The sequence below is a fragment of the Streptomyces canus 299MFChir4.1 genome (assembly GCF_000383615.1).
GTDB lineage: Bacteria > Actinomycetota > Actinomycetes > Streptomycetales > Streptomycetaceae > Streptomyces > Streptomyces canus_C.
This window is the reverse complement of sequence record NZ_KB911668.1, coordinates 1-10,170: the sequence shown is the minus strand read 5'-3', so window position 1 is coordinate 10,170 and position 10,170 is coordinate 1. Positions and strand designations below refer to the sequence as shown.

Sequence of the window (10,170 nt, the reverse complement as noted above, 5' to 3'; positions counted from 1 at the left end):
TCGCGGCATACCCGCCACCCGCTCCCGGCGCGGGCCTCGTCGGCGCCGCCCGGTCAAACTCCGTGCCGATAAGGCGTACTTCTCCGCCCACCACCTCTCCTGGCTGCGAGAACGGGGACTGGTCCCGCGCATCGCCCGGCCGGGAATCGAGTCCGGCGAACGACTCGGCCGGCACCGCTGGAAGATCGAGAGGTCGATCGCCTGGCTGTTCGGCTACCGACGTCTCACCGTCCGATACGAGCGAAAGGGCTCCCACTTCCTCGCCTTCCTCGGTCTGGCGGCCGCCCTGATCTGCTACAAGAAACTTGCGAAGCTCACCACATGAGGCTCACCACATGAGACACCCTCTAAAGAGCGGGATGCGGACTCCTTCTGCCGAAACCGTGAAATATCTCGCGGGTCGGCTGAGCGTGCCAGTGAGTGATCTCCTGAGGGAGGCTGAGCCAGAGGTCAACTCGTAGATTGGTGTCAAGTGACGGCCGGCCGCGATTGCCCTTCACGACGGTGATTTTCACCAGGCTGATCGAAGTTATGAAACCCGAGACATCGGCGCTCTCCGCTGCTACTGAATGGCAATGCGCGTGGATATTGCCGATTTCGTGATGCAACGGCCTTGATGGACAGTTACGACGACTCGTCTCGTGGGTGCGCCTTCGGATGGCTGCCGTATCTCTGGACCTGAGGGTAAATGATCACCCATGAGCGGAAATCCGAACCTGGCTTGAAGAAGCAGAGGGTGCGCTGAAGTTTGTGGGAACCGTGGTCCACGAAAGGGAAATTGCCGCAATTAGGGCACGCATTCACCTGTTGGACGGCAACGCAGAAAAGGCCCTTGAACTTGCCGAAATAACTCTCTCGGAAGGTGAGCTCAAGTATCAAGGTTCCGCCCGCACTCAGCTGCTCCTCGCAATCGACAAGGTGAAGACGGGAAGCGCGACAGAGGGGCGGAAGTTGATAGAACACGTGGCGCAAGATGCTGATGCTGCCGGATTCCTCGATCTCGCATCCGAGGCGTGGAAGGCTCTGCCGGATCTACCGAAGACCGCCGTGGCGCATGAACTAATGCGTTCCTCGATCGCGATTCGGCTCATTGCGTCGACGGGTGCTGCCTTGTCCACCGCCGCCCACTCCTCTCGCTTAGCTCATTCAATTGTGTAACGTACATGATGCAACAGTTACACGAGTATCTTGCCAGGTAAAGGAAGAGTAAAATGTGGGCGAGGGTCTCGGCCTTAGCTCAAGTGTGCATTATGGGTGGCCCGTTGCGATATCGGCTCGTTGGCCTCGATCCGTCAGCGGTGGTCGATGCCTGCTGAGGTGATTGGTTCATCCCGTTTATCCCGGTGGGTGTCGGGCGGGATCTTCGCGTGTGCGCTGCGGGGTGCGCCGGGACTCCACGTCTCCCGGGGGTGCTGGTTGGCTGTTAATCCCCTCGCAGCGTGGAGACGATCTATGCGGCCAGTCCCCCGGTGAGGGTGGCTCGGTAGTCACGTTCGTAGTCGATCGGGCTCTTGAATCCGCACACGCTGTGTAGCCGCCTGGCGTTGTAGAAGTCGGTGATCCAGGTGGCGATCTTGATGTGGGCCTCGGCGCGGGTGCGGAAGGCATGCCGGTGGACGTACTCGACCTTCATCCGAGGCCAACCTCGCGCTCGTCGAGTACATCGACGGCTCCTACAACTCCCGGCGCATCCAGAAACGGCTCGGCTACCTCAGCCCCGTCGAGTTCGAGGAGAAGCACTACGCCAACCGGGTAACGAACGAACGAACCTGAAATTCCGTCAGCCCGCCCTGACCAGCTGATCAGCACCTCCCACACGCCGGGGGAACCTCATTTGCCCAGGCGTTGGGATGACTCGATGCCCTTGCGGGCGAGCCGGTGCCGGATGCCGCGGGAGGACAGCCAACGCCGCAGGTGACGGTAGTCGTACCCCTTGTCGCCGTGAAGTTTTCTGGGCCGCCGGCGTCGGGGGCCGCGACGTGAGCGGATGGGGGGATGTCGCGGACCAGCGGGATGAGGGCCTGGCTGTCGTGGAGGTTCGCGGCGGAGATACCGATCGACAGCGGCAGACCGTGGGGGTCGACGATGAGGTGGATTTTCAATCCCTTTTTACCGCGGTCGGTCGGATTCGGTCCCATCAGCTGCCCCTTTGAGGGCCCGGACCCTGACGGAGTCGATTGCGCAGCGCGACCAGTGCGCGGCGAAGTACGACAGGGCGGCGGAGACAATCAAGTAGAGCGGCGCGATCAGACTACGCATCACTAACGCCAGCAGTATGCCGAGGGTGGCGATAGCCATCGGCGTGACACTCTTCATGTTGTGTCCGGAGGTGTTGCGACGGCGTACAGGTCAGCGGCCTGGCCGACCACGCCGTTCTCAGTGGCGCCGATCCGCCGGGCGACGCCCGAGACCTCGGTGCGGATGGACGGGACGGCGTTCAGCGCCGCGGTGGTCTCTGGGTCGCCCACGGTCAGCGCAGTCGAGTACTGGACGGTACAGTCGTCAGAGCTGACGTACTGAGCGGTGGCCCGGTAGGCCTGGTACTCGGAGGCCGTGAACTTGCCGTCACCAACGCTGCCGCGGTGCGGCCTCTCCTGCCGACATCGGCAACTGTCCCCCCGATGTTCCTGGCGCTCACTGTGGCCATCCTCCTGGCCATGTGTGCTGTCAGGGCCGCGCCTCTGGAAGTGAGAGATCCAGGAGGAGTCGGGGAGAGGTTCTGGGCCAAGCCGAGGGCTGCGTGTAGTTCGATGTACTGCGAAGGTGTCAGGCTCAGCCCGTTCGGGTCGAGCGGACCGGTGCATTCTTGAACTCAGACGCAGACTACAGTTTGCGCTGCGCCATGGCCAGCACGCCGGCGTCGCCCCAGGCGGCTTCGGGCAGTCGGAAGACAGCCAGGGTCGGGTTGGCCCGAGGTGCGAGGGAAGTACTTGGCCAGCAGCGCCTGGCCATCGGCGTAGTCGCTACCGGACGGCGCCGAGGTGGTGCCGCCGAATCCGGAGGCAACGTAGCCGGTTGCGAAGTAGAAGAGCCCCCGAAGAGCCCCAGACCAGCCATCAACGTGGCCAGGGGACGCTGCACGATCGAGGGTTGCACCCGATGGGCAGTGCTTTTTCAAGTACGGTCCGAGTCGTTGATCCGGCGCACCAGGTCGAGAGCCGACGCCACGCCGTCCGAACCGCCGGTGGACAACCCGATCTCAAACTTGCGAACGCCAAGGGAACGCAGGGTGGCGATCCTTGCCCGTACGTCCGCCTCGCTACCCGCGATGAGGAACTGGTCACTCAGGTAATCCCAGACCCCGAGATCCATCGCGGCCTCGATGTACTCCTGCCTTCGTGCGGTTGACTGGTGTCCGTGCTGCGAGAGGTCGTACAACTCGCCGAGCTTCCTGACCCCGTCCTGGAACTCGGCCGGAACGAGCTTCGACGACATACCGAATCTGGCGAAGTGGTGTGACATAGATGCCACGAGCCAACCGGCATCGGCCACCGCCCGATCCGAGTCACTGTTGATACTGATCGCGCCGGCGGTCCAGACGAGGTCGATGCCGTCTGGGTCCCGGTTCGCCCGCTCAGCTCCCCGCCGCACCACGCCCAGCACTTCACGGACGACGGCTTCGCTGTATCCGAGCCCGATGAAGATCCCGTCCGCCGTCTCGGCGGCCAGTTCGAGCGATCTCAGCCCGTGAGCCGCCAGATAGACAGGCACTCGGATGCCCGGGGCCCGTTTCAGCCGCAGATCCGCATCGTGCCACCGAGCCCGGCCGTCACGCAGGAGCTCCCGGACACATGTCACATACTCCCGGAGCTCCCGCAGTGTCGCCGCCCGCTGCGCCAGGTTGTACACCCCGCTGTCACCCGTGCCCATTCCGAGGAACACACCACCGCGAGCAACTTCGGAGAGGCTGGCGACCGCTCTCGCCGTCACCACCGGGTGCCGGGTCACGGGATTGGTGACCGCGACCCCGATCGGCACCGTCGAGACGCGCTGTGACAGCACCCCGAGCGTGGCCCAGCAGTCCGGAACCCCGGCTGGCGAGTCCCACACCCCGATCTGGGTCGCACCATGTGACTCCGCCCGCGTAGCCGCCTCAACCGCTTGCGCCACGGACCCCGCGCCGATATTGACCTCGATCTCGATCGGCTTGCTGTCGACTGTCACTGGCAGACCACCTTAGTCGCGTTCGTAGTCGATCGGGCTCTTAATCCGCACACCCTGTGTAGCCGCCTGGCGTTGTAGAAGTCGGTGATCCAGGTGGCGATCTTGATGCGGCCATCCACACACACATGACCTGCGACTATTCAGGATGAAAGAGGCTCACTGCCGCCCGACGGCCGCGTCCTATCAGCGTGGAGTGAACTGCACGGGCAGACTACTGATTCCCGAGAGGAAGTTGGAGCGAACCCTCTTCGGGGTGCCCGTGAGCGTGATGTCGGCTGCGAAGCGGCACAGGGCATCGAGCATCGCCCTGATCTCAATACGGCCCAGTTCCGCACCCAAGCAGAAATGCGGACCGTAGCCGAAGGTGAGGTGCCGGTTGGGTGAACGGGACAAGTTCAGGACATCTGGTGATGCGAAGACAGCCTCGTCACGGTTGGCCGAGACGTTCCACAGTGTCACGACATCGCCCTGATTGATGGCATGACCGGAGACGGTGGTGTCCTTCAGCGTCGTCCGTCCGAAGTGCATGGCGGGGGTCGTCCAACGCAGGATCTCCTCAGTAGCGGTCTGGCTGCCGATGGATCCCGAACTCAGGGCCGCCCACTGTGCGGGGTGCTCTACCAGGGCAGGAATCGAACTGATCATTGAGAGTCGGCTTGTCTCGTCGCCCCCGATGATCAGGCTGTAGCAGTTCAGAACGATCTCTTCGTCGGACAGTTCCGTCCCAGACGCTTGGGCATCCGCGAACGTTCCGATTACGCCTTCCCGTGGGTTCTTGCGAAATTCCTCCAGGAGACTCGAAAAGTAGACCAGTATTTCGTTTCTAGCCAATATGGAGTCGAACTCCGTGATCTGGTCATCCTCCGCGCTGAGGGCCTTCTTGGTCAGGATGAGAAGTTCATCTTGATCAGGCTCCGGAACGCCGAGGAGATCGCATATCGTGCGGATCGGGATTTTCTCCGCGATATCTTGCGCGAAGTCGCAACTGCCTTCCGCCACGGCACTACGGATGAGGCTTTCAGTGTTCTCTTGCACTTTTTCGGCAACCGTCGATATGGTGCGCGGAGAGAAGGCTTTCAAGAATACCTTGCGCAGTTCCCGGTGGCGACTTCCGTCGGTGACCGCAAGCATCTTTCCCGTCGCCGAGTCACCGCCATGAAGAAGTGTGGCCAGCACATTTCCGCGTGCAGATATGAACGTAGAGCTTTCTCGATAGACATGCATAATGTCGTCATAGCGCGTGAGGGCCCAGAAGCCGGGCCTTCCGCCGCTCGGAGCGTTCCAGAAAACCGGATGCTCAGCGCGCAGTCGACGCCACAATTCGTCCTGGTCGTGCCGCAGGAAGGTCTGCGGATCTGCCAGGTCCAGCGACGACAGATCGGCGGGAAGTTCCTCCAAGGGGTCCGAAGATGCGGTGTCGCTCGCGCCTCTCCCAGTCTGGGCATCCTGGTTCATCGGGCGGCTTCCTCGATCGACTTCGTTCCCGATCCTGCGTACGGCAGGCAGACCAGCTTCTTCGACATGCACTTCCTCAGTGGATTCGATCGACGTCAGGTTGGCTGGTATTCATTGCGATGCATTACGCGCATGTACGGCAATGGCCATGCCAAGGCCGACAGTGTCGGCGGACATGCCTACAAATTTAGTAAAGAAAACCGCGCTCGCGGCCAGGAAGCTGCCGCTGTCAATTCCACAAAGCGCTGACCCGGCCCGCGACCGCCGACGGAGGGGCCACCCGGTACAGCAGGCGTGCCCACGACTTCCCGGAGTCAGGCGGCAAGACTACCGACGTGGCCCCAGGCATGCGTGTACGTTAGCCGAGCGGCTGGCGCACGTCTCCTGACATAGGACAGGTCCCAGCCGCCAGTCCCGTTCGAGCGTCGGCTCGCAGAATGGAACAGCACGGCCAGCAGGCCAAACAGGCCGCTCACCGAACGGTAGACGAGCGACAGCAACACCCGAGACGGTCCCAGCCACGCTACCGATCCCGCAGTAAAACTACAGCCCACACCACGAAACAGAGTTTCCGAGCGGGACAGGATAAGCCAGCGCAGACCAGGACCAACATGGGATAGAGCAGGCGCAGGGACACGGATGACCATGATGCCGTACGGGCTGGACCCGGCCGTCGTCGCAGGTCACAGGCCATGCACACTTCTGGCACCCACAGGCCGGCAGGATCGAGGGCAGGACGGGGGTGGGACTCCTCGATCCTGGCTTGGCGATGCGCACAAGCTTCTTTGGGTGCGGTGATTTCCGAAGCCCATCGAGGTAACTGACTCCGGAGCCCGGCGAAGGCCCCCTGCCCGATGTCAGTAGGTCCGCTTTCGATCGCCGGCCTATCCTCAGGCACCAATCGCCCGCACTACCAGGTAGGTCTCGTGTCCGTCGACATAAACGGCGAAACCAGCATCTATCCAACGGGCAGCCAACCCTGATGGATGACAGGAGGCGCACACACGCCGTGAGCATAATCTTTGCGCATGCCACAGTCTTTGCCAGATACCCCCCTGCCTGCCGCTCGCAGCCCGTTCGCTCGCCTGCTCCGGCGAATGGCCCCGCCGTCGCGGACGGTTGGGCGGGTCAGTACTCAGGCACTGCTCTACGGGCTGGGCAGCGGCAGCTACCTCACCATCAACGCCGTCTTCTTCACCAAAATCATTGGTCTCTCCGCCGCCGCGGTCGGCCTGGGCCTGACGATCGCCGGAATCAGCACGTTCGTCGCCGCGGTGCCGTTGGGCCGGGTCAGTGACCGGATTGGCACGAAGACGGTGTGGGCTCTGGCGTCTCTCGTGGAAGCGGCTTGCTACCTGGGCTACCCGTTGGCGTCCGGGTTCGCCTCCTTCCTGGCGATCGTCATAGCCATCGGACTGTGCAAGGCCGCCGGGGGCGTGGGTTACGGCGGATACGTGCTCAACCTCTACCCCGACGAGGAACGCGTCGCGGGGCTCGCCTACAACCGAAGCGCGTTGAACGCCGGGTTCACCGCTGGCGCGGGACTGGGCGGCCTGGCCCTGGCCATCGGAAGCGACACGGCCATCCGGTTGCTCCCCGTGTTCATCGGAGTGGTGATGCTGGTCAACGCGATGGTGATCCGCCGACTGCCCGAGCTGGCCAAACCGGAGCCGGCCCCATCGGTCGAGCGCGAACCTCGGAGGTGGGTTGGCGCCCTGGCCAATCGTCCGTTCTTCGCCCTCTCCGTCCTGAGCGGCGTGCTGTCAACGAATCAGGTAGTCCTCTCCGTGGTCGTTCCGCTATGGCTGGTGGAGGAGACCAACGCACCTCGGGTGCTTCTGGCCGGACTGCTCGCGACCAATACTTTGATGGTGGTGTCCCTGCAGACCCTGGCCGCCCGCGGCACCGACACCGGGTCGGGCGCTATTCGGGCGACGTACCGGAGCGCCGCCTGCTTTGTCGCCTCGTGTGTGATCATCGCGTTCACGGACGGCACAATCGAATGGCTGACCATCGTCCTGGTCTGGCTGGCGCACATCGTATTGACCGGTGCTGAGCTCTTCCACGCGGCGGCGAGCTGGGGATTCACCCAGCGCTTGTCCGATCCCGCCCGACGCGGCGAGTACATGGGCATAGACCAGGTCGGCCAGACGGTTGGTAGCGTGTGGGCGCCAGCCGCCTACACCTTTCTCGCGATGAATTGGCAGCGGGCGGGCTGGTTCATCATCGCCGCCGTCGTCGTCCTCGCCGCCGTCGTCACCCCGACCGTGGCCCGCGCCGCCGAACGTTCGCTGCGCCGGATGGTGGCCGGGAACGCCCCCGACGACGTTCCCTCTGGTCAGCACGCCTAGAGCCTCGGCTAGGTCAACACCCCGACCACACCAGTGCCCCGACGCATCCCACCGTCCCGACGGAAATAGGTCTGCCAGTCTCTTGTCAGGTAGAGGACGCAATGGAATTCGCAATCATTGGCGGTGGCGCCACCGGCGTGAGCCTGGCCGACGCTCTGGCCCGCCGGGGTTTGACGCGGGAACTCGACCTGACCATCTACGAGCCGGAAAAAGCGATCGGCCAAGGCAACGCCTACCGCCCTGACCTGAGTTCATCCCTCCTGAACGGGGAGATCGAGTTCATGTCAATCCGGCGAGCCGAACCCCGTCATTTCCAGGAGTGGCTGAGCCAGCATCATGACCCACGGGCGCGCCAACACTCCCTCTCTGGCTCCTTCGCCCCGCGTCACCTCTTCGGCGACTACATTTCCGATTCGTTCGGGCGGCTCGAAGAGGCCTGGCAGGCCAGCGGCCGGCCGATTGAGGTAATTCCCCAGGGCGCTGTCCACCTATCGCTCGGCACTAACAGCGAGGGCGTACGCCTGACCGCGGCCGACGGCAGCGTCCGCGAATACGATGGTGCCGCTCTATGTGTGGGCACCACCGCGCCGGCGGACGTATACGGACTGGCAGGCAGTCCGCGCTACATCGACGACCCCTATCCGCTGCGCGTCACGGTTGAGACGATCGAGCCGTACGAGCACGTGACGGTGCTCGGGACTGGCCTGACAGCGGTGGACGTCGTGCTGGCCCTGCTCCACCAGGGCCATCGTGGACCCATCACGATGGCGTCGCGCCGGGGTCTGTTGCCCGGCGTCCGCCAGCGCTACCGCCAGCTCTTCGCGTCTGTCCTCACCGAAGCTGCCGTACTTGAGGCCGCCGCCGCACCGGGAGGGCTTTCGCTGGCCGCGGTGCTCCGTCTGATGAACGCCGAGTTGGAAACCCACGGCATCGCGCCCGAGATTCTCAACCGGGAAGTCGATCCGACGGAGGCCCCGGCCGACCGCCTCACCCGTCACGTGGACCTGGCCGAACGCGGAGAAGTCTGGCATCCGCTGCTCATCAATGCCGCGAACGATGTGATCGAACTCGTGTGGTCGCGCTGGTCGGACGCGGAGCGCCACACGTTCCTCCGCGACTACCACCATGTTTTCCAGAGCCTGCTGCACCCGATGCCGATGTCCACCGCCACTCGGCTACTCTCGACCATCCGAGCAGGTCAGCTGCGGGTGATCGGCGGCGTGACGAACGTGACGGCGACCACCGACGGCTTCACCGTGACCGCCCGGGAGACGAGCTTCGCGACGGACACACTCATCAATTCGGCCAAGAACAACAGGCCCGCCCCGCCCACCGCGGCCTCCGCGCTGTGCGCCTCAGTGGTCGAGGTCGGCCTGGGGCAGTACGACCCGTTCGGCGGTCTCACGATCGACACCGCCGACAACCGGCTGATCCCGGCGGACTCGTCTCGACCCGCCCCCGTGTTTGTCCTGGGACAGCTCGCCGCCGGCTGCCTGTACTACACCAGCTCGCTCGGCATGATCACTCGGCGCGCGGAAATGGTCGCCGACCACGTCGCGGCCACCGCCCGCTCCGGCGCCCAGAGGCACGAACCCTGAGTTTCGGCGGCGTGCTTAGCCACCTGAACGTTCACCTCGCGAGCCTGCCAGATCTCGGGGGAGAGCAGGGCGAGATGCTCCTCTCGTACCAGGGCGAACCGGAGCGCGAAGGCCACCAAAGCCTCATGCTTGGAGTGCATGCGGGCCCTATACAGATACTTGGCCCGCTCATTGACCGGTAATTTCTGGTCCGCCAAGTAGTCGATGTGATAGCTGATACTGCTGCGATTCGCCTTCCGGATCCGGTAAGTGTCCTTGAGCCGTTCGACAGTTTCCCGGACCGATGGCACCGCTGCCATCGACGACCCGCGCAATCGCGGCTCGCACAGGGCGAAGAGAACGGCGAATCACGTGCTCTCCACGTCCAGCTTCAAGATCTCGGACTCGGGTTCCGGGGTGAGCGGCTCCAGCTGACACTGGCGGGGCGGTGGCTTGAAGGCGCATATCTCCAAGATGTTTTCGCCTGCGGGGATGAGAATCCGGGAGATTTCGAAGGAAATGACGATTCTAAGACCTTGTCTCATGTGGTGATGGTGTGTGCTGCGGCATGATGTCTCTTCGTGAGTGCCGATCTGTCGCAGCGGCTGGTTCCTGACGGTCTG

At 63.6% G+C, this 10,170-nt stretch carries 9 protein-coding genes and 4 pseudogenes; 6 read left to right on the top strand and 7 right to left on the bottom strand.

Annotated features, from left to right (window positions below; genetic code table 11):
* Positions 1-325, top strand: a 325-nt coding sequence (locus tag H293_RS61235; protein WP_020124652.1) for an IS5 family transposase, incomplete at its 5' end; no start/stop codon positions are given.
* Positions 326-750: 425 nt separating this feature from the next.
* The gene (locus tag H293_RS59005; protein WP_158694606.1) at positions 751-1,158 is read left to right on the top strand and encodes a hypothetical protein; all 408 of its coding nucleotides are present in this window, start codon (positions 751-753) and stop codon (positions 1,156-1,158) included.
* A gap of 292 nt (positions 1,159-1,450) precedes the next feature.
* Here the strand turns inward: H293_RS59005 and H293_RS0148185 are convergent, their stop codons facing one another.
* Positions 1,451-1,633, bottom strand: coding sequence for an IS3 family transposase (locus tag H293_RS0148185; RefSeq protein ID WP_020124910.1), 183 nt, complete (start codon positions 1,631-1,633; stop codon positions 1,451-1,453).
* A gap of 14 nt (positions 1,634-1,647) precedes the next feature.
* Between H293_RS0148185 and H293_RS61965 the strand changes: the two are divergent.
* A pseudogene (locus H293_RS61965) lies at positions 1,648-1,773 on the top strand (IS3 family transposase); the annotation flags it as partial.
* 60 nt (positions 1,774-1,833) lie between these two features.
* Here the strand turns inward: H293_RS61965 and H293_RS56865 are convergent.
* The 5 genes and pseudogenes from H293_RS56865 to H293_RS0148165 all read right to left on the bottom strand — a co-directional run.
* Positions 1,834-2,193: pseudogene (locus H293_RS56865) on the bottom strand (transposase); the annotation flags it as partial.
* 60 nt (positions 2,194-2,253) lie between these two features.
* Positions 2,254-2,298 (bottom strand): annotated as a pseudogene (locus tag H293_RS61960) (hypothetical protein); the annotation flags it as partial.
* Positions 2,299-2,312: 14 nt separating this feature from the next.
* The gene (locus H293_RS59000; protein WP_020124908.1) at positions 2,313-2,468 is read right to left on the bottom strand and encodes a hypothetical protein; all 156 of its coding nucleotides are present in this window, start codon (positions 2,466-2,468) and stop codon (positions 2,313-2,315) included.
* A 646-nt stretch (positions 2,469-3,114) separates the two neighbouring features.
* The gene (locus H293_RS0148170) at positions 3,115-4,164 is read right to left on the bottom strand and encodes an LLM class flavin-dependent oxidoreductase (protein ID WP_020124907.1); all 1,050 of its coding nucleotides are present in this window, start codon (positions 4,162-4,164) and stop codon (positions 3,115-3,117) included.
* Positions 4,165-4,347: 183 nt separating this feature from the next.
* Positions 4,348-5,619, bottom strand: coding sequence for a cytochrome P450 (locus tag H293_RS0148165; RefSeq protein ID WP_078612955.1), 1,272 nt, complete (start codon positions 5,617-5,619; stop codon positions 4,348-4,350).
* A gap of 66 nt (positions 5,620-5,685) precedes the next feature.
* Between H293_RS0148165 and H293_RS58995 the strand changes: the two genes are divergently transcribed.
* From H293_RS58995 to H293_RS0148155, 3 genes are all read left to right on the top strand, one after another.
* Complete coding sequence (locus H293_RS58995) at positions 5,686-5,868, top strand: hypothetical protein (protein WP_158694605.1); 183 nt, start codon at positions 5,686-5,688, stop codon at positions 5,866-5,868.
* Positions 5,869-6,716: 848 nt separating this feature from the next.
* Entirely contained in the window at positions 6,717-7,970 is a 1,254-nt protein-coding gene (locus tag H293_RS52365; RefSeq protein ID WP_063746986.1) for an MFS transporter, read from the top strand.
* Between the two features lie 101 nt (positions 7,971-8,071).
* On the top strand, positions 8,072-9,568 hold the full coding sequence (locus tag H293_RS0148155) for an FAD/NAD(P)-binding protein (RefSeq protein ID WP_078612954.1): 1,497 nt from the start codon (positions 8,072-8,074) through the stop codon (positions 9,566-9,568).
* A gap of 347 nt (positions 9,569-9,915) precedes the next feature.
* Here the strand turns inward: H293_RS0148155 and H293_RS59695 are convergent.
* Positions 9,916-10,170 (bottom strand): annotated as a pseudogene (locus H293_RS59695) (hypothetical protein); the annotation flags it as partial.

Excerpts from the sequence above, each read along its gene's own strand:
- H293_RS0148185 (WP_020124910.1), bottom strand. The coding sequence starts at position 1,633 with ATGAAGGTCGAGTACGTCCACCGGCATGCCTTCCGCACCCGCGCCGAG.
- H293_RS58995 (WP_158694605.1), top strand. The coding sequence starts at position 5,686 with ATGCACTTCCTCAGTGGATTCGATCGACGTCAGGTTGGCTGGTATTCA.
- H293_RS52365 (WP_063746986.1), top strand. The coding sequence starts at position 6,717 with ATGGCCCCGCCGTCGCGGACGGTTGGGCGGGTCAGTACTCAGGCACTG.
- H293_RS0148165 (WP_078612955.1), bottom strand. The coding sequence starts at position 5,619 with ATGAACCAGGATGCCCAGACTGGGAGAGGCGCGAGCGACACCGCATCT.
- H293_RS0148155 (WP_078612954.1), top strand. The coding sequence starts at position 8,072 with ATGGAATTCGCAATCATTGGCGGTGGCGCCACCGGCGTGAGCCTGGCC.